Annotated in this window: 27 protein-coding genes; 11 read left to right on the forward strand and 16 right to left on the reverse strand. The window is 31.5% G+C overall.

All coding sequences use genetic code 11. The features are described 5' to 3' along the window. Positions 1 to 133 precede the first annotated feature (133 nt). Positions 134 to 1,609 carry a hypothetical protein gene (locus Q0828_RS21375; RefSeq protein WP_298426330.1) on the forward strand — a complete coding sequence of 492 codons (1,476 nt, stop codon included), beginning with the start codon at positions 134 to 136 and terminating at the stop codon, positions 1,607 to 1,609. Positions 1,610 to 2,648: 1,039 nt separating this feature from the next. Here the strand turns inward: Q0828_RS21375 and Q0828_RS21380 are convergent. Next, on the reverse strand, positions 2,649 to 3,314 hold the full coding sequence (locus Q0828_RS21380) for a zinc-ribbon domain-containing protein (RefSeq protein WP_298426333.1): 666 nt from the start codon (positions 3,312 to 3,314) through the stop codon (positions 2,649 to 2,651). Between the two features lie 243 nt (positions 3,315 to 3,557). Here Q0828_RS21380 and Q0828_RS21385 point away from each other — a divergent pair, with 243 nt between their 5' ends. From Q0828_RS21385 to Q0828_RS21405, 5 genes are all read left to right on the forward strand, one after another. After that, positions 3,558 to 4,967 carry an MBL fold metallo-hydrolase gene (locus Q0828_RS21385; RefSeq protein ID WP_298426336.1) on the forward strand — a complete coding sequence of 470 codons (1,410 nt, stop codon included), beginning with the start codon at positions 3,558 to 3,560 and terminating at the stop codon, positions 4,965 to 4,967. Between the two features lie 178 nt (positions 4,968 to 5,145). Beyond that, a complete protein-coding gene (locus tag Q0828_RS21390) occupies positions 5,146 to 5,895 on the forward strand; it encodes an SDR family oxidoreductase (RefSeq protein ID WP_298426339.1) in 750 nt (249 codons plus the stop codon). A gap of 72 nt (positions 5,896 to 5,967) precedes the next feature. After that, positions 5,968 to 6,273: a carboxymuconolactone decarboxylase family protein gene (locus Q0828_RS21395; protein ID WP_298426341.1), complete on the forward strand. Its 306-nt coding sequence runs from the start codon at positions 5,968 to 5,970 to the stop codon at positions 6,271 to 6,273. Beyond that, the gene (locus tag Q0828_RS21400) at positions 6,273 to 7,322 is read left to right on the forward strand and encodes an NAD(P)/FAD-dependent oxidoreductase (protein WP_298426344.1); all 1,050 of its coding nucleotides are present in this window, start codon (positions 6,273 to 6,275) and stop codon (positions 7,320 to 7,322) included. The genes Q0828_RS21395 and Q0828_RS21400 overlap by 1 nt, the downstream gene beginning before the upstream one ends. A 47-nt stretch (positions 7,323 to 7,369) precedes the next feature. Beyond that, entirely contained in the window at positions 7,370 to 8,245 is an 876-nt protein-coding gene (locus tag Q0828_RS21405; protein ID WP_298426347.1) for an AraC family transcriptional regulator, read from the forward strand. Between the two features lie 72 nt (positions 8,246 to 8,317). Here Q0828_RS21405 and Q0828_RS21410 read toward each other — a convergent pair whose 3' ends face one another. The 11 genes from Q0828_RS21410 to Q0828_RS21460 form a co-directional block, all read right to left on the reverse strand. Beyond that, positions 8,318 to 8,551: a hexameric tyrosine-coordinated heme protein gene (locus Q0828_RS21410; RefSeq protein ID WP_298426350.1), complete on the reverse strand. Its 234-nt coding sequence runs from the start codon at positions 8,549 to 8,551 to the stop codon at positions 8,318 to 8,320. Between the two features lie 80 nt (positions 8,552 to 8,631). Next, positions 8,632 to 9,156, reverse strand: a complete 525-nt coding sequence (locus tag Q0828_RS21415) for an AraC family transcriptional regulator (protein WP_298426353.1) — start codon at positions 9,154 to 9,156, stop codon at positions 8,632 to 8,634. 21 nt (positions 9,157 to 9,177) lie between these two features. Next, a complete protein-coding gene (locus Q0828_RS21420) occupies positions 9,178 to 9,474 on the reverse strand; it encodes a hypothetical protein (RefSeq protein WP_298426355.1) in 297 nt (98 codons plus the stop codon). A gap of 169 nt (positions 9,475 to 9,643) precedes the next feature. Continuing rightward, entirely contained in the window at positions 9,644 to 10,486 is an 843-nt protein-coding gene (locus tag Q0828_RS21425) for a M57 family metalloprotease (protein WP_298426358.1), read from the reverse strand. 221 nt (positions 10,487 to 10,707) lie between these two features. After that, the gene (locus tag Q0828_RS21430; RefSeq protein ID WP_298426360.1) at positions 10,708 to 10,983 is read right to left on the reverse strand and encodes an ATP-dependent Clp protease adaptor ClpS; all 276 of its coding nucleotides are present in this window, start codon (positions 10,981 to 10,983) and stop codon (positions 10,708 to 10,710) included. Between the two features lie 10 nt (positions 10,984 to 10,993). Continuing rightward, positions 10,994 to 11,833, reverse strand: coding sequence for a 50S ribosomal protein L11 methyltransferase (gene prmA / locus Q0828_RS21435; protein WP_298426363.1), 840 nt, complete (start codon positions 11,831 to 11,833; stop codon positions 10,994 to 10,996). A 5-nt stretch (positions 11,834 to 11,838) separates the two neighbouring features. After that, positions 11,839 to 12,588 (reverse strand): triose-phosphate isomerase, encoded by a 750-nt coding sequence (gene tpiA / locus Q0828_RS21440; protein ID WP_298426366.1) that lies wholly within the window; start codon positions 12,586 to 12,588, stop codon positions 11,839 to 11,841. A gap of 11 nt (positions 12,589 to 12,599) precedes the next feature. Beyond that, the gene (locus tag Q0828_RS21445; RefSeq protein ID WP_298426369.1) at positions 12,600 to 13,091 is read right to left on the reverse strand and encodes a TlpA disulfide reductase family protein; all 492 of its coding nucleotides are present in this window, start codon (positions 13,089 to 13,091) and stop codon (positions 12,600 to 12,602) included. Next, positions 13,091 to 13,651, reverse strand: a complete 561-nt coding sequence (locus Q0828_RS21450; protein WP_298426372.1) for a L,D-transpeptidase — start codon at positions 13,649 to 13,651, stop codon at positions 13,091 to 13,093. The genes Q0828_RS21445 and Q0828_RS21450 overlap by 1 nt, the downstream gene beginning before the upstream one ends. An 11-nt stretch (positions 13,652 to 13,662) precedes the next feature. Then, the gene (locus Q0828_RS21455; RefSeq protein WP_298426375.1) at positions 13,663 to 14,739 is read right to left on the reverse strand and encodes an ABC transporter permease; all 1,077 of its coding nucleotides are present in this window, start codon (positions 14,737 to 14,739) and stop codon (positions 13,663 to 13,665) included. A 10-nt stretch (positions 14,740 to 14,749) separates the two neighbouring features. Beyond that, complete coding sequence (locus tag Q0828_RS21460; protein ID WP_298426378.1) at positions 14,750 to 15,853, reverse strand: BT_3928 family protein; 1,104 nt, start codon at positions 15,851 to 15,853, stop codon at positions 14,750 to 14,752. A 109-nt stretch (positions 15,854 to 15,962) separates the two neighbouring features. Between Q0828_RS21460 and folP the strand changes: the two genes are divergently transcribed. After that, positions 15,963 to 16,790 carry a dihydropteroate synthase gene (gene folP / locus Q0828_RS21465; RefSeq protein ID WP_298426381.1) on the forward strand — a complete coding sequence of 276 codons (828 nt, stop codon included), beginning with the start codon at positions 15,963 to 15,965 and terminating at the stop codon, positions 16,788 to 16,790. A 75-nt stretch (positions 16,791 to 16,865) separates the two neighbouring features. Here folP and Q0828_RS21470 read toward each other — a convergent pair whose 3' ends face one another. Beyond that, the gene (locus Q0828_RS21470) at positions 16,866 to 17,027 is read right to left on the reverse strand and encodes a hypothetical protein (RefSeq protein WP_298426384.1); all 162 of its coding nucleotides are present in this window, start codon (positions 17,025 to 17,027) and stop codon (positions 16,866 to 16,868) included. A gap of 169 nt (positions 17,028 to 17,196) precedes the next feature. Between Q0828_RS21470 and cdaA the strand changes: the two genes are divergently transcribed. Together cdaA and Q0828_RS21480 are read left to right on the forward strand one after the other, a co-directional pair. Further along, positions 17,197 to 17,979, forward strand: a complete 783-nt coding sequence (gene cdaA / locus Q0828_RS21475) for a diadenylate cyclase CdaA (RefSeq protein WP_298426387.1) — start codon at positions 17,197 to 17,199, stop codon at positions 17,977 to 17,979. A 98-nt stretch (positions 17,980 to 18,077) separates the two neighbouring features. Next, complete coding sequence (locus tag Q0828_RS21480; RefSeq protein WP_298426391.1) at positions 18,078 to 18,902, forward strand: DUF3667 domain-containing protein; 825 nt, start codon at positions 18,078 to 18,080, stop codon at positions 18,900 to 18,902. A 73-nt stretch (positions 18,903 to 18,975) separates the two neighbouring features. On the opposite strand, the gene Q0828_RS21485 is transcribed toward Q0828_RS21480, so the two are convergent. From Q0828_RS21485 to truA, 3 genes are all read right to left on the reverse strand, one after another. Beyond that, positions 18,976 to 20,505, reverse strand: coding sequence for a hypothetical protein (locus Q0828_RS21485; protein WP_298426393.1), 1,530 nt, complete (start codon positions 20,503 to 20,505; stop codon positions 18,976 to 18,978). A 122-nt stretch (positions 20,506 to 20,627) separates the two neighbouring features. After that, positions 20,628 to 22,397, reverse strand: a complete 1,770-nt coding sequence (locus tag Q0828_RS21490) for an ABC transporter ATP-binding protein (RefSeq protein WP_298426397.1) — start codon at positions 22,395 to 22,397, stop codon at positions 20,628 to 20,630. Beyond that, positions 22,390 to 23,142: a tRNA pseudouridine(38-40) synthase TruA gene (gene truA / locus Q0828_RS21495; RefSeq protein WP_298426400.1), complete on the reverse strand. Its 753-nt coding sequence runs from the start codon at positions 23,140 to 23,142 to the stop codon at positions 22,390 to 22,392. The genes Q0828_RS21490 and truA overlap by 8 nt, the downstream gene beginning before the upstream one ends. 103 nt (positions 23,143 to 23,245) lie before the next feature. On the opposite strand from truA, the gene Q0828_RS21500 reads away from it, so the two are divergent. Together Q0828_RS21500 and Q0828_RS21505 are read left to right on the forward strand one after the other, a co-directional pair. Beyond that, positions 23,246 to 23,743 carry a metallophosphoesterase family protein gene (locus tag Q0828_RS21500; RefSeq protein WP_298426404.1) on the forward strand — a complete coding sequence of 166 codons (498 nt, stop codon included), beginning with the start codon at positions 23,246 to 23,248 and terminating at the stop codon, positions 23,741 to 23,743. A 28-nt stretch (positions 23,744 to 23,771) separates the two neighbouring features. Beyond that, complete coding sequence (locus Q0828_RS21505) at positions 23,772 to 24,968, forward strand: ankyrin repeat domain-containing protein (RefSeq protein WP_298426407.1); 1,197 nt, start codon at positions 23,772 to 23,774, stop codon at positions 24,966 to 24,968. Positions 24,969 to 25,014 lie beyond the last annotated feature (46 nt).

Below are 25,014 nucleotides of genomic sequence, written 5' to 3' on the forward strand. Positions count from 1 at the left end.
TCTTTTTGTAATGTAATATAGATTTTTAGGTTAAATCAAGTATTTATACGCTAGTATACCACTACTTTTTTATTGATTTTTGAATTATAAATTACACCAAACAACAAACCTAACCATATTAACAATTAAAGAAATGAAAACCTCAACCTTATTAAAAACCGCTATGCTATTATGTGTAGCTATTTTATTCTTTCACTCTTGTGAAGAAAAAAAGAAAGAAAAACAAAATGAAAACACCGAAACATCATCAACTGCAGCCGAAGCGCAAACTACGTACGAGTTAGCTGATGCTAGTGAAACTACTCCATGCGAATGTGAATCAGATTGGTTTCCGCATACGCAAACTCCAGCACCAGCTGAAGGAGACGGAAGTCCATTTGATACTAGCTCTACAACCAACTGTATATTTCACCAATGGTCTTGGCAAAAATTTTTATGGGTAACACAACCTGATGCTAATCAAACTCCTTTATTTCTTAGAGAGCTTAAACAAGTAGATGCGCAAATGACACCTGTTACAGTACCTAGTGATGTATCATTAGTTTTGACTGCTGATGAACAAGCAAGTACAGACGCTATCTTAAAGACGAATCCAAACTTTGATACACAAAATGGAGCATCAGCAACTATTTATTATGGAATTTATGTAAACAATACCTTAGAAGCTGCTGCTGAAAAATATAAAACACAAATCCTAGATGGAACTTTACCGCATGATAATACGCAAACATTTCCTGTAGGATCTTTAGAAGTAAAAACATCATGGGTTTCTACAGATATTATCCCTTCTGACGAATTAGATAAGTATTATACAACAGAAGCTAATATTGGAACTACCAAAACTACAGTTGCGCTTTTAGGAGTTCATGTTGTAGGTATTGTAAAAAATCATCCTGAATTTATTTGGGCAACTTTTGAACATCAAAGTTTAGCTCCTGCATTCGATTGGTCAAAAGGAACAGCAAGTACAGATACTGAAACATTATTATTTAAAAAAGGAAGTGTTTCTACTATTGATGGAATTCAATGGAATGGCTCTGCTCCAACGACAGCAAGTGAAGCCTATATTTTATTTCAATATGGGGTCCCAAGAGTGAAAGGGAGTAATAGTAACAACTTCATGAATACTAGTCAAAAAGAACCTAAAAATTATAATAACATAGTTAATATTAATAATTGTGTTGCGACAAACTTGAAAGACGTTTGGAATAATTATCAATATAGCGGATCTATTTGGATGAACACAGATAAATTAACTCCAGAGCAACAAGCTGACACCATTGTAAAACTTGGTGGTAAAATTGCTAGTGCTACGCCAAAATCTATAGCAAGAGGTTCTTTAAATGCTTCTAATATTACTATGGAAACATATGCGCAAACTTTTGAGCCAAGTATAGATAAAATTGATGTTAGTAATTTAGCAAATTGTTTTTCTTGTCATAATGCTGTAAACTTTCAGAGCCAAGATTCTATAAAGCCAAGTTCACCTTTATACTTAAGTCACCTTTTCAACGGGTATCTAGCACTCGAAAGCGGAAAAACAATAGATGAAATTAATCAAATGAAGATTAAAGAGTTTAAGGAAGATTTCTTAGATAAAAAGAAATAAGAATTACAAAACATATATAAATAAAAAAAGAATCCTCAGGGCAAAGGATTCTTTTTTTATTTTTAATACAATTTATCAGATTGTTAACACTAGTAATACTAAATATTAATAGCACTAAAATAATGTAGTAAAACTTCTTATCGTTACAAAGTCGATGAAATTGTATCTACATATAGATAAATGGTCGTTTTATATCGATAAGCTTACAAAAGCTTTTTGATTTTTTTAATCATAACAAATATCTACAAACAAAAAAAAGAACTTTTGGGGGCACAAAAGTTCTTTTCATATATACAATTTACCAGATTGTAATATTATCGTAATACTAAATATTCTGCATCAAATATAAGCCTATCAATAAAATACACTGATAAAAGTCGATCAACCTAGTCTATAGTGTAGACGAATGACGTTATTAAGACGATTAACATTTTACCTAAATTTCTTTCTATCAGAAAATCAGGCATTTAAGAAAATTAATGTAACAATATTTTAAGATAGTACATCTAAACTTATGTAAAAAGCAAAAGGAGTGTTCCCCAACACTCCTTTCTAATTGTAGAATAATAAACCTCAACAAATACTCATTGAAACTTGTTTCGAAAGTAGTAAATCATATCGATGTAAGACGTACGTTTTATATAAGCGTAGCAAAAAGTTAATAAGCGTTGAAAAAATGTATAAAAAGCAAAAAAGGAGTGTCCCCCAACACTCCTTTTGCATAAGAAATATATTCTTCTTTTCATGGAATAAAATACCCAGTTTGAAATTTTATTGAAGAATAAATAACCTAAAAAACCTGTGGTAAACTTAGCTATTGTGAAGAGAATATAAAAGAAATACAGTACGTAATTTATAAATTACGTATTAAAAAAAACACTCATAAACAACTAAAAATCAACACTAAACATGTTTTTACATTCAAAAAAAGCTGAAACTTTATAGCAATCCTATTTCAACTAAAATACACTCGGTATTTATAAAAAACGTATAAAAAAAGCGAGCATTAGCTCGCTTTATATTCAATATTTTATATTTTTTAATTGACTTCTTGAATTTCTTTAACTTGTAATTTATCAATCAATGTTTTGTACATGTCTTTTGGAAGTCCACATGCAATTAAGTATTCTTTCATTAGTGCTTCTTCTGCTTTATCAATGACTCCATCTGCTAATAATACAACTCCAGCTTGCGCTAAAATATTCATAATAGCTTCCGCAGATAATTCAGCTCTAGCTTCATTTAGTAAATTAAATACAAAGTTATCTTTATTCTGATCGCGTTTAACACGTTCCATAATTTCAATTAACTCTGACTTAACATCATCAAATTGCTCAATAGCATCTTTAATTTCACGCTCTTCTTCTATCGCAAAATCATTATCAATAACAGACATATGCGTCATAGTAGCTATAAGTGCTTTCGCATAAATATAACGTGCCTGATGCTGTGCATTATCTCTCACAGATTGCGACTGACCTAAAATATCTTTGATCTTTTCATTATAGGCACTTTTACAATTCGTACATTCATAAAAACGATCTACAACGTCCAATGGAATTACAGGAATAAAAAATAGTGTAAACCAACGTCTGTATAACTTATTCACTAAACTTCCGTTGTCACAATTAGGACAACTATTATCTAACACAGGACTCTCACTTACTGTATGCTTGATTCCTCTTGTTCCAAAAATTATAAACATATAAATTCCTTTTTTGTAAATATAGCATATTTTATGAGGTAAAACATAATTGTTATTTACATAAGTTCTTATACTATTTCATGAACAGATACTTCTTTTACTCTGTCCCTTTATTTTACCTAAAAAGCTAGTAATCATTAAAATGTTCACAATAAACTGCTAATATTTTAACAAATAAATACAATGCAAGCACAGTATATATAATAGCAATCTTTGTTATATTTGTACCGCAAATACAGCATTATGAAGATTGAACAAATTTATACAGGTTGCCTTGCACAAGGTGCTTATTATATAGAATCCAATGGAGAAGTTGCCATTATTGACCCTTTGCGGGAAACCAAAGCTTATATTGAAAAGGCTAAAACAAATAATGCAACGATCAAATATGTTTTTGAAACTCATTTTCATGCAGATTTTGTTTCTGGCCATATTGATTTAGCCAAAGCAACTGGTGCAACAATAATTTTTGGACCAAATGCAACTACAGATTACGATATATATACAGCAAAGGATAATGAAGTTTTTACAGTAGGAAACATCCAAATAAAAGTATTACATACGCCTGGCCATACATTAGAATCTACAACGTATTTACTAATTGATGAAAACGGAAAAGAACATGCTATCTTTTCAGGTGACACTTTATTTTTAGGTGATGTAGGAAGACCAGACTTGGCTATTAAATCTGACTTAACAAAAGAAGATTTAGCAGGAATGTTATTCGATTCACTACGAACGAAAATTATGCCGCTTGCAGATGATATTATTGTATATCCTGCTCATGGCGCTGGTTCTGCTTGTGGAAAAAATCTTAGTAAAGAAACTGTCGGTATTCTTGGAGAGCAAAAGAAAACAAATTATGCTTTGCGTGCTGACATGACGAAAGAAGAATTTGTAAAAGAAGTGTTAGATGGTATCGCACCACCACCACAATATTTTTCAAAAAACGCCATGATGAATAAATCTGGATATACTGCTTTTGAAACAGTATTAGAAAAAGGAAATGTTCCATTAACTCCAGAAGCTTTTGAAGCTATTGCTAATGAAAACAATACATTAGTATTGGATGTTCGTCCGCAGAAAGATTTCTTATCAGCACACATTCCAAATAGTATTTTTATTGGTTTAAATGGAAGTTTTGCTCCTTGGGTTGGTGCCTTAATCACTGATTTACAACAACCAATTCTATTAATCGTTCCTAAAGGAAAATCTGCGGAAGCAGTTACACGTCTTTCACGTGTTGGATACGACAATACGCTTGGATATTTAGAAGGCGGAATTGACACCTGGAAAGCTTCTGGGAGAGAAACTGCTAGTATTACTTCTATCTCAGCAAATGAGTTTGCAAATCGTTTTAAAAAGAATACTTTAAACGTATTAGATGTTCGTAAAGATGGAGAATACAAAGCAAAGCATATTGAAAACGTACAACATTTCGCACTAGATTATATAGACAAAAACATGAGCGAAATTGATCCTAATAAAGCATATCATATTCATTGTGCAGGAGGTTATCGTTCTGTAATTGCTGCTTCTATACTAAAAGCACGCGGCTTTCATAAAGTAACAGATGTTGCTGGCGGATTTGGAGCTATTAAAAAAACTGATTTACCGTTAACGGAATTTGTTTGCCCTTCTACCCTTTCATAAAGTAGGCAAACTATAGGTATAAGATCCTTTTCATTTCAATATGGAAAGGATTTTTTTATAATTAGATTCAACTTTCCCAAAATTACCATTCATTTTCTTTTCTGCACTATTTATCAAATGTGACACACCATACTTTTGTTCTGTTCAAAAAAAGTATCACAAATAAAAACATATAAATATGAGCAAAAGAGCATTAATTATAGGCGGAAGCAGTGGAATTGGTAGAGCAACTGCACAAAATTTATTAAACGAAGGTGTAGAAGTTCACGTTGTAGGAACCAACCCTTCAAAATTAGAAGCTTTTAAAAATGAAGTTTCAGGAAATTTGCATACACATCAAGTAGATATTACTAATACAACACAGGTAAATGCATTAAACGAAAAAATTAACGGACTCGATAATTTAGATTATTTGGTAAATGCCTCAGGTATTTTTGGTCCAAAACCATTTTTAGATCATACGGTTTCAGATTATGACTCGTATCAAGATTTAAATAGAGGTTTCTTCTTTATCACACAAGCTGCAGCTAAAAAAATGAGTACCTCCAATGGCGGAGCTATTGTAAATGTAGGTTCAATGTGGGCTAAGCAAGCTGTAAAAGCAACACCATCTTCTGCATATTCTATGCAAAAAGCTGGTTTACATTCATTAACACAACATTTAGCAATGGAATTGGCAGATCATAAAATTCGTGTAAACGCAGTTTCACCTGCTGTTGTAGAAACTCCTGTGTACGAAAGTGTTTTTGGTGGAAAACAAGAAGCTCATGATGCGTTGCAAAATTTTCATGGCTTTCATCCTATTGGACGTAATGGGAAAGCACAAGATGTTGCGGATACTATTTCCTATTTACTTTCAGATAAAGCTGGTTGGGTTACTGGTGCTATTTGGGATACAGATGGTGGTGTTATGTCAGGTAGAAACTAAACTTCTAAAATTTATATCGAAAGCAAAGTTTTATAGGACTTTGCTTTTTTTACACTCAAAAAATAAGTACTTATGTATGATATGAAAAATCTAAAGCAATTAGGTGCTTTAGGAAAAAATGCAGCGCCTGCTATGAAAGCATTTCAACAACTAGATCAGGCTGCTTTAGGTGATGGAGTCATCCCAAAAAAATATAAAGAATTAATGGCAATAGCAGTCGCATTAACAACACAATGTCCGTATTGCTTAGAAATTCATAAAAAACATGCTGCTGAAGCCGGAGCTACACAAGAAGAACTTGCCGAAGTTACTTTTATTACTGCCGCTTTGCGCGCTGGTGCAGCTGTAGTACACGGTACACATTTAATGGAACACTAATGAAACAAATAACTGCAACATATATTATTGTTGGTGCAGGCTTATCAGGTCTCACTACTGCTTATGCGCTTCATCAGCAAGGTGAGACTGATATTATTATTTTGGAAGCCAGAGATCGTATTGGTGGACGAATTTTAACAAAAGATGGAATTGATTTTGGAGCAACTTGGTTTCAGAATCATCATGAGCATGTTACTACAATTTTAGACCATTTACATATTAAAAAGTTTCATCAATATAGTGAAGGAAAAAGTGTGTTGGTATACAATTCAATGGCGCCAGCTCATTATTTTGAAAATGATCCAAGTTATCCTGCCGCATATAGAATTGCAGGTGGTTCACTTGCAATGATTCAAGCTTTAGCAACAATTCATCAAGAGAGAATTTACACAAATACCAAGGTTTCACATATTGAAGAAATAGAAAATCAAATTGTATTAACGACAAATCAAGGCGAATTTAAAGCTGCAAAAGTTATTGTCACAGTACCACCAAGAATTGCTTCACAAATTACATTTACACCAAAATTATCAAACTCTTTAATGAAAAGTATGGAAAATACGCATACATGGATGAGTAATGCAATGAAAGTTGGTTTGACATTTAAAAAACCTTTTTGGAAAGCCAAGCAAATGTCGGGCACTTTAATTGGTCAAATTGGTTGTGTTACTGAATTGTATGATCATTGTTGCGCTAAAGAAGAAACTTTTGCTTTAATGGGTTTTGTAAATGAAGCGTTGCGCGATGTTTCTCCCGAAGAACGTAAATCGCGTATTTTAGAGCATTTGCAAAAATATTTAGGCAATGAAGTTTTAGAATACCTAACCTATGAAGAAAAAGACTGGTCGCAAGATGTATTTACAAATACTGATGCGGTAAAATCTATTTATATGAGTCCGAGATACGGAAATCCTGCATTTCAAGAAACATACCTTAATAACAAACTACTGTTTTCAGGAGCCGAAACCTCTCCTATTCATGGCGGTTATATGGACGGAGCAATATATAGCGGTTTTAATGCGGCAAAGAAATTTATAGCACAAGATTAAATATTGAAAAGTTATTGTATTTTTAAAATGAATTCGAAACGTATCATTTGAAAGATTTTAAAACCAGAATAGAAAAATATCATCTTCATAAAGCGCATCCTGAAAAGCTTCAATTTGAAATTTATGATTTGCATGAATACCGTAAACGAAGTGCTGAAAAAGCTGCCGTTGCACATTCACATAGTTATTATCAAATTATTTGGTTTTTTGATAATGAAGGCACGCATCATGTTGATTTTGAATCGTATAAAATTCAAAAGAATATGATCTTTTTTATTTCTAAAGATCGCGTACATGCTTTTGATGATAATTTAGATATAAATGGTTGGCTTATTCATTTTAACGAAAGTTTTTTTATGCACACAGATGTTGATGTATTTTTGAAGCATAACATTTTTAACGCACAAGAAAATCCTTGTTATAGCATTGATGATGAAACTGCCGAAACTGCAAGTTTATATATGAAATTGATGCGAAAAGAATTATTGCAAAGGCATCAGTTTGGTTATGAAGATACCATTCGGTTTTCATTAAAATCATTGTTGATCAATTTGGAACGTGTTCATCAAAAGAATCTACAGAAACAATTATCATTTACAAATCATTACGAATTACAATTTGTACACTATAAAGAGTTGGTAGAAGAAAATTATAAAAAAGGACTTTCGGTGAAAGCATATGCAGATTTACTCCATATTTCATCTAAAACTTTGAATACAATTACAAAAAAAATGGCTGAGAAATCTGCTTCACAAATCATTACAGATCGTGTTATTTTACAAGCAAAACGATTGTTGAAGTTTACCTCACTTCAAATTGGTGAAATTGCTTTTAGAATAGGTTTTGAAGATCCTTCATATTTTGTAAAATACTTCAAACGACAGGTTGGCTCTGCTCCTAATCATTATAGAAATGAGATTTAAAAGCTCCACATTTCTGTGAAGCTAAATTATATGAAGAGCGAATCTATAGTACGCTTTTTTATGGTTACTATATTATTTCCAATAATTATTTGCTGCGGAAACAGTCTGAAAATTAACGGCTATTACATGAGAAGCCATCGTAAGACCTGTTGTATTATTTGCATATTCTGGACGTAATTTTTTTAAAACTTCCATATCTGGCTGTATTGATTTTACGCCCATTCTTGAGAGTTTTATGGCAAGTTCATATCCTTCTTGTGGTGTTACTGTTTGTAGGCTATGTAGCCATATTTCTTTTTGTTCCATAGTATTATTTTAAAGTTTAAAACAAAACTACTATGCACATTACTTTGTATTTAAGGACGATTGAACCAAAACATGGACAATTAAACCAATCTGTTGTTTTTTAGTTGTTTCCGAAATTCTTTAGGAGAGATATTCGTATGTTTTTTAAAGACTCTACTAAAATATAAAGGATCATTATAACCTACTTCATATGCAATATCTTTAATAGAAATATTGGTTAGGAACAGCTTGTTTTTTGCACTTGCAATACGTTTCAGGTTAAGCAATGTTACAAAGCTATTTTGAAAATATTTTTTACATAATCTATTAAACGTAGAAATCGAGACCTCAATTTTTTTTGCGTAAAATTCTACAGATGATTCTTTTATAAAATATATTTCAATCAGTTTTTCAATTTGATAATGTATATTTTCTTTTTTTACTGATTCAATTTCTTGCTTTCTCTTTTTACAACGAACTGCTTTTATTAAAAACATTTTTAATTGACTGGACACCATATCTAATTGCCCAATTTCTTTATTAAATAATTCAGATTGAATATTTAAATGGAACGTAGATAAATTATTAAATTCGCTTTGAGAACATCGCAATAAAGCATCATTCATAAAGTTATTGAATAATAATCCTTAGCAACCAATATCTTTTGCATGGATATCTATACAGAAAAAGTCAGGGTGAAATTGAATGAACACACATTCAAAACTTCCTTCTAGTTGTAACTTTTGATAGGGATAATAAAATAATATATTTTTATCTATAACTTTTATCTCTTTTGTATCAATAGTCAATTTAGCGTCAGCTTTATTAAAGAAGAAGACTCCATAGAAATTCGGATTATCAGGCAACAAAGGAAATGTATTATTAACGAGAGTAGTAACCGTTATTATTTTCTCATTCTTTTTATTGTAGAGTGCATGTGTCATTTGTAACTAGTTGTTACACAAATTTATTTCATTTATATATATGATAATTATTTTTCAATTGTTTTCATCTATATATAAATAGCAAAAAGGCGCTGGTTAGGCGCCTTTTCTATGTTAAAAATCTCTCTGACTTTTTATTTATTATTATATATACGGTACTATATTCTTATTAATATAAGTACTCTAACGCAATTCTATCGTTATTATTAAACTCTCCGTCAACACCTGAGTTGAAACAAGCTAACATTAATGAAGTTGGGTCATATCCTGTTGGAGTTCCTGGAATGTGAACTGCTCCATCTGGATTTGCACTTTCTCCTGATTGTCCACAACTTTGTCTGCTGAACCAGTCAGTGTGACGTAACCCTACTGAATGTCCTATTTCGTGTCCAATAACGTGCTCATTTACGTTAGTATTATAGTTATCCATTCCTGAGAAAATTTGAACCCACTTGTATGGATTTCCTCCTGAAGGGAAACCAGCTACACCACCAGCTTGTCCGTTAGGAACTCTGTATACTACGATATCATATGATTGATAGTTAGTTCCAAATGTAAGCGTGAATGTTAAGCTAATATTTAATGCATTGTAATTGTTAATTGCCCATTGAAGTGCTGTTTGCATGTTACTTGACAAACCGTATCCACCTCCACCAGTGTAACCAATTACACGGATAGTTCTATTTTGAGATACCAAATTGTTTGTTCTGTACTGCTCACTACCAGTTCCATCTCCTAATTCCATGTTCATTAATTGATCATGAGACATTACAATATCTCCTTCAATTAAATACGCTTGTTCTTCAGTTCCGTCTGGTTTTATGATGTTTGATTCTTGTAAATCATCTGTGTTAAAATAAAGAGAGCTTGCTTTTTCTAAAACGTCTTGTGAAATTCCAACTGCTTCTGCTTGCTCCTCATCTACAACACTAGCTGTATCTTTTGTACATGATACAACCGTAATACCCATAGCTAGGGCTAATACTAAGGTTAAGTTTTTAAAATTTTTCATTTTTAAAAGTTTTTGGTTTATGTTAATTAAAGTTTGGAGCGATTTTTAACACATGCCAAAAGTAAGAATTAGATTGATAAATTGCCAACAAAATGTTAAAAAAACTAAAAATGCTTAAGAAATTAACACATTTTATAGGTTTTGTTAAATATTTTTCAAAAAAAAAGAGCACTCTTAAAAAGCGCTCTTTTTTCTATTGTACTAAAAATCTTTATGTTGTACTAAATAATTTCTGCTGAAAGTCCAGCTTGTAATAATTTACTACATCTTGGTTTCAATTCTTCATATTGTCCAGTTTTTACTGTACATTTCCCTTTGTAATGAACAATTATTGAACATTGTTCAGCTTGTTCTGCCGTATGGTCACAGGCATATATTAAGGTCTGAATCACATGATCAAATGTATTTACATCATCGTTATACAAAACAATTTCATTATTCTTTTGTATATCTTCTAGTGTTAATATTTGTTCTTCAACTTTCTCTTGCGTACTCATAGTCAATATTTTACTGCGAAATTACAAATTTTAAAGCAACCCAATTATTTTTTTCGAGCTTATCCACTAATTTTAACTTGTTTTTAGCACATTCCTCCGTAATAATTGGAATATCTTCTGTGTAAAATCCGCTTAGAAATAAAACACCATCCGAAGGTAAACATGCCGTATATTGATGTATATCATTTAGTAGAATATTTCTATTAATGTTCGCTATAATAATATCATACTTTTTATCTTTTAATAAAGACACATCACCTTCATAGGTAGAAATGTGTTTGCAATTGTTGCGTTCTACATTTTCCAATGTATTTAAGTAACACCAATTATCAATATCAATAGCATCTAATGGTTGCGCTCCTCGCATCTCTGCCAGAATAGCTAAAACACCTGTTCCGCAACCCATATCGAGTACTTTTTTGTTCTTCACATCTGTTTTTAAAATGTGCTGCAACATCATATGTGTAGTTTCATGATGACCTGTTCCGAAACTCATTTTAGGTTCTATGATGATATCATATGTTACAGATGGTTTTTCATGAAATGGTGCACGAACTACACATTCTCCATCAACTTCAATGGCTTCAAAGTTCTTTTCCCATTCTTCATTCCAATTGACTTGTGCAATTTCTTCGTGTTGATAACTGATTTGAAATTCTTTGTTTTCTAATATTTGAATGTTTTCTAAAATAGAAGCATTCCAGTCATCTTTTTGGATATATGCATTTACACCGTCTTCATTTTCTACAAAGCTTTCAAATCCTGCATAGCCCAATTCGGCAATCAGTATTTCTACGCCAGGTTGTAGCGGTTGTACTTTAAATGTATATCCTATGTATGTTGTTGACATTTAATTTATATTGCATTTATAATTGCTACAAAATCTGCAGCTTTTAACGCTGCTCCACCGATCAATCCACCATCAACATCTTCTTTAGAAAAAATTTCGGCAGCATTTGCAGGTTTTACACTTCCTCCATATAATATAGAAACGTCATTTCCAACCTCATCTCCAAAAGCTTCAGAAACTATTTTTCTGATGAATGCGTGCATTTCTTGTGCTTGTTCAGGTGATGCTGTTTCTCCAGTTCCGATTGCCCAAACTGGCTCGTATGCTAATACAATGTTTTTCCAGTTTTCTACTTTTAGATGAAATAGTGCATTTTTTAATTGTGCTTCTACTATTGCAAAATGATTTTCTGCTTTACGATCTTCTAATTCTTCTCCAAAACAGAAAATAACTTCCATATCGTTTGCTAGAGCTGCATCAACTTTTGCTGCTAATAATTCGTCTATTTCGCCAAAATATGCTCTACGTTCACTATGTCCTAGAATTACCGTATTTACACCTACGCTTTTTAGCATTTGTGCAGATACTTCTCCTGTATAAGCACCTTTTTCAGCTTGATGCATATTTTGTGCAATTACTTCTATATTGTGTCCTTTTAATACAGTAAATGCTTGAAAAAGGTTTACAAACGTTGGTGCAATCATCACACTAGCATCGGTGTTTGGCACTTGTGCTATTAAGTCGTTTAGTAATGCTTCCGTTTGTGAAAGATCATTGTTCATTTTCCAGTTTCCTGCAACTATTTTTCGTCTCATGTCCTTTATTTTTATAGTTTAATTGCTGCTAGCAATGCTTTATCGTTTGTTTTTATAGCTTCAAAGAGTTTGATACTTCCATCAGGGTTGATAACCATATATCTTGGAATCCAATCGAGTCCAATGGCTTTTCCGAAAGCGCCTTTAAAACCTGTTTTCACATAATAATGTTCTCCAGTAAGATTATGTTTTTTCATTCCTGCTTTCCAGCCTGCTTCATTTCGATCCAAAGATAGAAATAGGTATGTTAACTGTTGATTATTTTTTTGAATTTCTTTTACACCTGGAATTCCCTTTAAACAATCGCCACACCATGAAGCCCATATATCTACAAAGATTGTTTGTCCTTTGTATTTGGTTAAAACTTCCTCAAAAGTGATATCTTTCCCATCAATTGTTCGCATACTTTCTTGTAGCGCTTCTGATGGAAATTTTGTAAGAATTTCTTTTTTACAACTTGTAAACAGCAATCCGATAATACATATATATATGAGATTTCTCATTATTTTTGAATTGTAATTTTTGTTTGTTTTGTGATGTACGGATATAGCTCGTTTATGGCTGCGTTTTTCATAGAAATACAACCTAATGTCCAGTTACGTTTTTCATCAATCATATGATCCATTCCATCAGGAACACCGTGAATTCCAACTTCACCACCAATGGTTTCACCTTCTTTGATGATTCCAGCAGCTTTACGCTGATTGAATTTTGTCCAAGATGCTTCATTTGGGTAATCTATCCAAATAAATTTTGTCCAATTGCGATGCGGATATTTGTCTCGCATTCCAAAAACACCTTCTGGTGTACATTTATCACCTTCTTTATGCTTATCATCAATTGGATTTCCTCCAAAAACAACATCATATTTTTTTACCAACGTATCTGCTGCAAATACAGAAAGAGTATAATCGCTTTTATCAATCACTATATTTATAGATGTATTAGTTGGTAATACGAATGTTGAACTTTCTTCTTTTACCGCTTTAGATTTTTCATTTTCACATGATTGCATCATGAAAAATATACACATACAGACGAAATATAATGTTGTTGCTTTCATCCAGATTGTTTTTATTGTAATCGTATTTTAGGATCGAGCCAACCATAAATGATGTCTACTAAAATATTGATAATGACAAACATGCTCGCTATAATTAGTACAGAACCCATGATTATTGGTAAATCTTGACTATTTAAAGCATCAACAATTTCTTTTCCAAGTCCATTCCAACCAAATATATATTCTACAAAAACGGCGCCTGCTAACATGGAAGCGAACCAACCTGAAATTGCTGTAATTACAGGATTTAATGCGTTTTTGATAGCATGTTTTTTTATGATTTGAAATTCACTTAATCCTTTAGCTCTTGCTGTTCTGATATAATCTTGATTGAATACTTCTAGCAACGAATTTCTCATTAATTGAATAACAACCGCTAACGGACGAATTCCTAATACGATGGCTGGTAAGATGAGATTTTTCCAGCAAATGCTAGTAGATTCACCAAAATCGTCTACTTCATACAAGCTTCCAGTCATGTTCAAGTTTGTGAATTCATGCAATAGAAAACCAAAAATCCATGCAAATAGTATCGCACTAAAAAACGAAGGAACACTCATTCCCAAAGTACTTATAATTTGAATAAATTTATCTATAAATGTGTCTTTATATAAAGCTGAAATTACTCCAAAAATAATTCCCAACAACATTGCAATACTAATAGCTGCAACCGCTAATACAATAGTATTTGGTAATGTTTCACTTATGACTTGCGACACACTTTTCCCTGATTTTTGAAACGATTCACGTAAGTAAGGTAATTTTAAAACTGTTGTTGTATTTCCTATTGTAAATAGTTTCGCTGCACTGTATTTATTGTTTCTTAAATAGGTATAATCATTCTCTTTTGTGGAATGAAAAGATAGTGGTAACAAATCGTTTATATAGTATGCATACTGCGTTAGCAAAGGTTTATCAAAACCATATTTCTTTTTTACAATTGCAACTTGTTCTTCTGTTTGATTTTGCCCAAGCATCATTTTTGCGGGATCGCCTGGTAAGATATTAAACAAGAAAAAAATTACCGTAACAACTCCAAAAAGTGTTAGAAATGCATATCCGATTTTATGTATGATATATTTCCCCAAAGAGTATTTTCTAAAATTTTACGTCCTCAAAATCATTGTAATGCGCTTTGTCTACTATCGTTCCTTTTTCAAGTTTTAAGACACCTGGATTTGAACGAATGATTGTTTTTAGGGCAGTTTCATCTGTAAGGTAGAACTCAAAGTTATAGTTCATTATGGTTGCTAAATCTTTTAAACTTTCTGGATCTGACGATGATAACCCGATGACTTTGTAACCCGCTGCGGTAGCTCTATCAGTGAGTTCTTTTACTTTTAACAATCCTTCTTCTTCTGTTTTATCTAGATTATACATAACAATGATAGCTAATTTTTCTTCTGCCATCATTGCTTCCGTTACATCGCCATCTTCGATACTTTCTATAGAAAAATCATGAATTGGCGGTTCGTATCCTTCTTCCAATATTTCACTTGTAACACTTACATAGGTTCCTCCTTCCACTACTGGATAGTTTGCAGAATTTGTTATAATTTCTTTGTCTTCTCCATTTACGTTAAAAATCCATTTGTATTGAAATACTGGCAATGGTGCATCTGGTGGAACCGACATTCCTTCCATAATGTTTGCAGAAATTTTATACGGTCGGAAATCAAATGTTGGTAAATGATTTAGTACGTGTTTTCCAAAAAGTATACATGCTAGTAAACTAACAACTGTAATTCCTAAGTTAATTTTATTGGAGAATAATGGTTTTATATGTTTCTGTCCAATGATTAGTATGATAATAAATACTAGTAGAAATACATCTTTTCGGAAACTTTCCCAAGGTGTTAACTTCCAAAAATCGCCAAAACAACCACAATCGGTTACTTTGTTATAATATGCTGAATAAAAGGTGAGAAACGTAAAAAATACTATTAAACCAAATAACATGGCTAAAACTGGCTTTTTAAAATAGCCTACAAGAATCATTACTCCAAGTATTACTTCAAGTATTACAATAAATACAGCAAGTCCTAAAGCATATGGTGATAAGAATTCCATATTTAATACATCTTCTGCAAAGTAATCTGTAAGCTTAAAAGAGAATCCTACAGGATCATTTAGTTTTATGAATCCTGAGAATATAAATAATCCACCTACGATTATTCTTGAAAGTGCTACAAGGTATTTCATCTGTTATTTCGTTTTTGCCAGTTAACTGTGAGATTTTATGTAAATTTCGTCCAAAATTACCAATTTATAAAAAGAAACGGACATAACTTTGTTTTAAAGGTATATATGTATGAAAAGTATCAACTGTAAAGGTCGTTTGGTGAGTTTAGATACTCCAAGAGTGATGGGGATTTTAAATGTAACACCTGATTCTTTTTTTGATGGTGGAAAATACAAAGACGAAGTTTCTATTTTGTCGCAAGTAGAAAAAATGCTGAACGATGGCGCTACTTTTATCGATATTGGCGCATATAGCTCACGACCAAATGCGCCGCATGTAACCGAATCTGAAGAAAAACAACGTTTATTACCTATTGTTTCTTTGATTTTGAAACAGTTTCCTGAAACTATTATTTCTATTGACACCTTTAGAGCTGCTGTTGCTAAGGAAGCCATTGAAGTTGGTGCTTCTTTGATTAATGATATTTCTGCTGGAAATTTAGATCCTGATATGATGAAAACTGTAGGCGAACTTGGTGTACCTTATGTGATGATGCATATGCAAGGAACACCACAAACGATGCAAGAAAACCCTAACTATGAAGCTATTGTAAAAGAGTTACTTTATTACTTTTCGAGTAAAATCGCGGAAGCGAAATCACATAAAATAAATGATATTATTATTGATCCAGGATTTGGTTTTGGAAAAACGATTGCACATAATTATAAAATTTTAAAACAATTAGCGTTATTTCAATTGTTAGATTTCCCAGTATTAGCAGGTGTTTCTAGAAAGTCTATGATTTATAAAGTATTAGAAATTTCTCCGCAAGACGCTTTAAATGCAACATCTGTATTGCATACTATTGCATTGCAAAATGGCGCTTCTATTTTACGAGTTCATGATGTAAAGGAAGCAATGGAATGTGTAAAATTAGCAGAAATGATAACAGATTAATTTTTACTTAAAAAAACAAAAGTTGCCTGAAATTATTTCCAGACAACTTTTTAATACTTTCTAGTTTACGGTATTCTAGAAATCATCACAGTAACAACATTGAACTTCTGCACAATGATGTCCACAACTTGTACAAATACCTCCATTGAAACATTTTGCACGTCCTCCATTGATTTTTTGTTGTTGTTCTTTCTCGATTTCTTCTACACCTTTTAGGTTTAAAATTTTGTGTAACATATTATTTGTTTTTTGATTAATAAATTAAATGTACTAAAAATAGCAGCTGAGACAGTAAGGTTTTACCTTACAAACAGGTAGTTTAATTGTAAAATTGAAAAAAAACAGGTTTTAGCTTTACATTCTATAATATTTGCTATTTTTACTCCAATCGTTTACCCAACTCATTTTGGATTTTTTAAGCTTTTTAAATTTTGGCTGGTTAGATTTCATTGAAATCATTTTAGTTGCAGTGCTTTTGTATTATGTATACAAGCTTGTAAAAGGAACTGCTGCCATTAATATTTTTATAGGAATTGTTATTATTTTCATTGTTTGGAAAATAACAGAAGCACTTGAAATGAAAGTGTTAAGTAATATTTTTGGCGGATTTATTAATGTTGGAATTATTGCTTTGTTTATTGTTTTTCAGCAAGAAATACGAAAGTTTTTATTGATGGTTGGTTCTACTAATTTTGCTGCCAAACGTAGTTTTGTAAAACATTTTAAGTTTTTGAAACAAGATATTAATACTGAAACAAATGTGGAAGCTATAGTAACTGCCTGCGCTAAAATGTCTACCACAAAAACAGGTGCTATTATTGTTATTGAACGTAATAACTCTTTAGATTTTGTAAAAGATTCTGGTGATACAATGAGCATGGAAGTAAACATTCCGACCTTAGAGAGTATCTTTTTTAAAAATAGCCCATTGCATGATGGTGCTATCATTATTGAAGGAAATCGTGTGACTGCCACACGTGTTATTTTGCCTATTTCTAAAGAAACAACTATTCCACAACGCTTTGGATTACGACATAGAGCTGCCGTAGGAATTACAGAAAAAACAGATGCTTTGGTGTTAGTGGTTTCAGAAGAAACTGGACAAATTTCATATATTAGAAATGGTGAATTTGTATTGTATGAAGATATTCCAACACTGCAAGAAATGGTTCAGAATGACTTGAGTTAATTCCCGCCAAGGGTAACATCTTTAATATAATACAACTAATAAAAAATACACCAACAACTAGATTCTCCTATAAATAATTTAGGCTAAAACCAAAGCTTATGAATTGTAAAAATTGTACATACCAACTAAAAACAGAGAATAAGTTTTGCCCAAATTGCGGTGCTAAAGTAATTCACGACCGACTGACTTTAAAAAACTTATGGAGTGAATTTTCACAACGATTTTTAAACTATGACAATACATTTTTTAAAACGGTACGTCATATGTTTACACAACCCGAAGTAGTGATTGACAGTTTCATTAGTGGGACTCGAAAAAAGTATTTAAATGTTTTTAATTATTTTGCTATATCAATTACTATTACTGGTTTTTTTACCTTTATTTTCTTCAAGTTTTTTCCTGATATTTTTAAAAATGCAATGGATGTATTAAATACATCTCAACAATCCGAAGCGCAAAAAGAAATGTTTTCTAAGGTAATGTCTGCAATTTTTGATTACCAATCATTGATGTATTTCATGCTGATTCCGCTTTTAGCATTAATTTCTAAAATTGTATTTTACAATTACAAAAAATACAATTACACCGAACATGCAGTTATTTATTTATACGCATATTCACATACGGTTGTGCTTATTAATGTATTGTATTTAATTTTTATTATAATTTATCACCCTTTTTTAAATTATATAACAGCTTTATCTATACCTCTTAGTGTTTTGTATGTAGCATACGTATTGAAACGCTTATACAAATTAAGTTTCAAAAAAATATTTTTAAAGACATTACTTTTTATAGTCGTTGGACTTGTTTTTTATATTGGAATTTCCTTAGTTCTTGGAGCTATCATGCTTATTTTTATGATATTCGATGGAAGTTTTATGGAAATGGTGCATGAACAACAGAGACTGAAAGGAAAATAATTATACAGTTTCTTGTTGGATGAATTGTACTTCGTATCAGTTTTTGTAATATCTTTTTTTCAATTTGAAGTAATTAATGCGTTGTCGTGACATATTTATTAAATAATTCTTGAGCAGCTTCGCAAGAAGGTGCATAGGTCTTATTACAACTATCTATTGCTATTCTTGCATTTTTTAATTCTTCTTTTAAAAGATGATATGCACATATTTGATACACCATAATTTGTAATTTGGTTTCATCATTTACATATTTCCCAGCAGTTTCTATGTAATGACTTTTCATTATTTCTCTACCATTCAATAAGTTTATGTAGGAAAGTAATCCTAAAGACTTGAAATTATTGTATTCTAAGCTTAAAGCTTTTTTCACCCATTCTTTTGCAGATTTCCAATCATCATTTTCCAACAAAAAAGACATTCCTATATTATTATAAGCTTCAGCTATGTTGATTTCATTCTTACGTTTTTCGATTTTCATTTTTATAACCTCTCGATACTTGTCATAAGTTTTATTTCTTTTATATATAAATGCTAACAATGTATAGGGTTCATTTATATCCATCATAGGTGTTTGTTTTTCCTTTGGTATGATGTCTACAATTTTTTTTAAATGCATAATTGCTTTCTCGTCTTCTTCCATCAACAAATGTATTATTCCTAAAAATCGATGATACGTATATGTATTTAACTGCTTTTCTTTATAAAGCGGAGTTAGCCAATTTTTAAACTTTTTTGCTCTCTCAGCATCTACTTTTGGCAACACTCCTTTGAAATTAGAATGATCAATGGATGTTAAATAATTCATCATAATTGCAAGAAAGTGGAAAAAGTTTTGTGCTTCACTAATTTTAGCTTCCTTATTTTTCAATTTTTGGGCATATTCATCTATTGAAGACAAATCAAAAGTTTGATTATAATTTTTATGCTTTTCTTCAGAATTTGTCTCTTCCATTACCTTCTCCATTTGCGAGATTAAGTCAAAAAAACTATAGAAAAAGTAAGCGTTAAAAAAATTTTTATCTGTTTTCTCGATGAAATTTTTATATATGTCTTTTGCTTTTTTCGGATTTCCTTCCATAAATAAGCCCATAGGGTACGTTAAAATAGCAATAGAATCTAACGGATTTATCTTTAAAGCTTTTTCAAAGTCAGCTCTAACATCTTTTTCTTTACCTAATTTATGATGTAAAACTGCTCTGAAAGAGTAAAACTTTGCACTATCGTTTTTAAATTCGTTTTTGTTTAATCCTTTTAAAGACAACTCATAATAGTTTTTTGCTTCTTGAAGGTCTTTTTTATTTTCATAATACTCTCCTTTTTGATGTAAGTAGTACACATTAAGTGTGTCATCTTTAAATTTTTCTTTTAGTTCATGCAAAAAGTTATCTCTATTGAAAATATTTTCCTGAAAATCTGAAATACTGCTTTTTAAGTCATTTGTAGTAAGAGCAAAGGTGAATAATCTATTGTTATATTGTTTCAGAATTAAACCTTTAATTTCTTTTTTATCGTCGGTAGTAAGTTTACTTTTTAACTCATAGGTTTGCGCATTCATTAGATTGAAAATCATTAAAAAGAAAACACTAGATATTCTTGTACTCATATGATAGGTATTTTTTTATTGTAAAAAAATTAGTAAAGCAGGTATAGTTTTTAAAACTCATTGTTGAGTATCAAAAAATATACCAGTCTTCTTTATTCAATATATGAGTGTAGTGTATTTAACTAAAGTGTTTCTTGCTTTATAAACTGTACTTCGTATAAGTTTTTGTAGTAGCCGTTATCGATTTTCAGTAATTCTTCATGTGAACCTTGTTCTACAATGTTTCCAGCATCCATTACAATGATTGTATCTGCTTTTTTAATCGTTGCCAACCTATGTGCAATTACAATAGAAGTTCTTCCTTGTGTAATGGTATCTGTTGCATTCTGAATTAATTGTTCTGAATGTGAATCTACAGAAGAAGTTGCTTCATCTAAAATTAAAATTCTAGGATTGGTTACATATGCACGCAAGAACGAAATCAATTGTCGTTGCCCTGAAGAAAGCATGCTTCCGCGTTCTTTTACATTGTAATCATAATTATTAGGCAAACTCATGATAAAATCATGCACTCCAATTTGTTTAGCTGCTTTTTCAACAGTTTCACGTGTAATTGATTCATTTTGTAATGTGATATTGTTCAAAATAGTATCCGCAAACAAAAATACATCTTGTAAAACTACCGCAATTTTAGTTCGTAAAGCCTCTAATTTGACGTTGTTTATGTCTGTTTTATCAATACAAATAGTTCCTTCATCAATTTCGTAAAAACGATTCAACAGATTGATAATTGTAGATTTTCCTGCTCCTGTAGCACCAACAATTGCTACAGTTTGTCCTTGTTTCACTTCAAAGGAAATTCCATGCAATACTTCTTCATCTTCAATGTAAGAGAAACGTACATCTTTAAAACTAATATCTCCTTTTATATCAAATGATGTTATTTTTCCTTCATCAGGAATATTACTTTCAGTATCTAAAATTGTAAATACACGACCTGCTGCAACCATTCCCATTTGTAAAGTATTGAACTTGTCTGCAATTTGTCGTAAAGGTCTAAACAGCATTCCAATCATCATAATAAAAGCAATCACTTCTCCTAAAGAATCTGTAGAGTTCTCAGTAGCTGCCATTAATCCTCCATACCAAACAACTAAACCAACAGCAATAGCATTTGCTAATTCTGGAATTGGAAAAAAGATAGAGTTATACCAAACCGTACGTAACCAACCTTTTTTGTGTTTTTCGTTAATTTCTTTGAAGTTTTTGTATTCTGTTTCTTCTCTTGAAAATAATTGTACAATCTTCATTCCTGTTACACGTTCTTGCACAAAAGAATTAAGGTTAGAAATTTGTGTACGTACTTCTTCAAATGCAGATTTCATTGCTTTTTGAAATACACGCGTTGCATAAATAATCAACGGAAGTATTGCAAAAACAATAAGTGATAATTTCCAACTCATATACAACATAACGCCCATAACTACGAACATTTTTAATAAATCGGCAATAATAACAAACAGTCCTTGACTAAAGATACTTGCTATGGTTTCAATATCACTTACAGCTCTTGTAACCAAGCGTCCAACCGAAGATTTATCATAATATGCCATTTTAAAATTGAGCATATGATTGAATAACTTTTGGCGAATATCTTTTATAATACTTTGTCCCAACCAGTTTGCATAGAACACAAATAGAAACTGAAAAACAACTTCTAGCACCAATACACCAAGCATTAATAGTATGAAGATTAATAATCCATGAGAATCTTTTGTTAGAATATAATCGTTGATTGTAATTTTTAATAATATTGGTCGCGTAACCGCAAAAACAGCTAATAGTATTGCTGAGATTGCTACAAAATATAAGGTGATTTTATAGGGATTGGTATAGACCAATAATCTTTTAAAAAGACCTACGTCGAATACTTTTCCTGTTACTTTAGCCATGTGTTATAAATGTTTCTGCAGGATATGTTACCGCGGTTAAATATAATGCTTTTCCAGGTACAGAAGTTCCTGCTTTGTTTCGATTTCTCGATTCTATAATTTGTTTAAATTCTTCTATTGATAATTTTCCCAATCCAACTTCTAATAGTGTTCCTACTATTGCACGCACCATATTTCTAAGAAAACGATCTGCACGAATGGTAAATACCAACAATTCATTTCGTGTTTCCCAAAATGCTTTTTCAATTTTACAGATATATGTTTTTACATCTGTATGGGTTTTTGAAAAACATTTAAAATCCTCATAGTTAAACAATTCTTTGGCAGCTTCATTCATTAAATCAATATTTAATTCTTTGTAAACTAAATGTGCTGACTGATTATGAAACGGACTTTTTTCAGTTACAATTAAATATTCATATGTTCTTCCTGTTGCGTCAAATCGTGCATGCGCGTCATCTTTTACAGCATAAATATGTTGAATAGCAATATCTTTTGGTAAAAATGAATTGAGTTTAAACCTTAATTCCGTTGTATCTATTGCTCTTTCTATATCAAAGTGTGCAAACATTTGCTTTGCATGTACACCAGCATCTGTTCTTCCTGCTCCTAAAATTGAAATTTCTTTTCGCACTAATGTTGATAAGGATTTTTCGAGAACTTCTTGTACTGAGATAGCATTTGGCTGATTTTGCCAGCCATGATATTTTTCGCCATTATAAGAAAGTTCTATGAAGTATCTCAAGGTAATATTTGCTACTTTTGTTACAGACTCACAAAGATAAGTTTTAATTCATTATTTTACTTGAATTCATACTTTTTTAGCAAAGTTTTAAGGAAGCCTTTTTATGAAAAAAATTTTATTGTTATCAGATACACATAGTCATATTGATGATCAGATTTTAAAGCATGTAAAGAACGCTGATGAAGTATGGCATGCTGGCGACATTGGCGACTTATCTGTAACAGATACAATTAAACAATTGAAACCATTGCGCGGCGTATATGGTAATATTGATAATGACAAAGCTCGTATGGAATTTCCTGAACACAACCGATTTATGTGTGAAGGTGTAGATGTTTGGATAACACATATAGGCGGTTATCCGAATAAATATAATGTGCGTGTACGCGAAGAAATTCAGCAAAATCCACCGAAACTTTTTATTTGTGGGCATTCACACATTTTAAAAGTAATGTTTGATAAAAAATTAGATTTACTTCATATGAATCCTGGCGCTTGTGGAAAACATGGGTTTCATAAGGTTAGAACTATGCTTCGTTTTGTGATTGATAAAGGCAAAGTCAAAGATTTAGAAATTATAGAGCTTGCCAATAGACATTAGATCGAAAATTACATTCAAAATAGAATTTATGGATTACAATAAAGAATTAATCATTGCTGCCGAAAGTGGCAATTTAGAAACTGTACAAAACTGCATCACTAATGGTGCTGATGTAAATTTTATGGGTCCTAACTCCAGCGCTTTGCATTGTGCAGCATTTAATGGGCATAATGAAATTGTAAAAGTTTTACTAGAGAATGATGCCAATGTAAATGTAACTGACAACCAAGAATTCTATCCTCTACAATTAGCCGTTTCAAAAGAAAACTTAACTGTTTGCAAAACACTCATTGAACATGGTGCTGATGTTTTGGTAAAAACAGATAAGCAAGGAACTTTATTACATTTAGCTGCAGCTATAGATTTCAATTATATTTTCAAAATAGAGGAAATCAAAGAAATTGATTTAGAAGCGAAAGATATTTACGGGCAAACACCTTTAAACGTTGCTGCTTCATCTGGAAGTTATTCCATGATTGGGGATTTACTTAGAATGAAAGCCGATATAAATACAAGTGACAACTATGGCGCTTCTCCACTATTGAATAGTATTATGCATATGGATAATACAAAAGTTAGAGAATGGGAAAGTATTGGCGAAAATGATGGTGTACCAGTGAAATATAAAATCACAAATGGTTGGATGCAATACATAAAACCGTACACTGGAAATGTAAATGATTCAAGCACGGATATAGAAATGTGGGAACAAGATGAAATTAGTGAATATGCTTGGACGCCAGACGGACTTAAAAAGTATGTAAATGCAGAAAGATGTATTAGCCTTTACACGAATAGAAGTAATTTAGATAGAAACCATGTAGATAATGCTGGAAATTCGGCAGTATTGCATGCATGTTCTTTAGGAGAACCAGAAATTATTGAAGATTTATTCTCAAATAAGTTTCCATTTGATATCAAAAATGAACAAGGCATTCATTGTTTGCATTATTTAGCAAGAAGTAAACGCTTAGATGGACTAAAATCTTATTTTAAAATTAACAAAGATGCCGATCCAAATGTTGTTGATAATAACGGTTGGACACCTGCTCATTATTTAGCAGATCAAGGTGGACATCCAGATATGGCAAAGATTCTTGTAGAAAAAGGTCTGGATATCAATATTGGAAGTACAAAAGTTTTTGCTAGTTTTGACAAAAACACTAAAGCATCTGATGTAGCAAAACATTGGAACGATGCTGAAATGGTTCGTTTATTAAGTTAAATTCAATATAAAAATAACAAGCCTCAACATAGTGTTGAGGCTTATC

This window comes from uncultured Kordia sp. (genome assembly GCF_947496985.1).
Classification (GTDB): domain Bacteria; phylum Bacteroidota; class Bacteroidia; order Flavobacteriales; family Flavobacteriaceae; genus Kordia.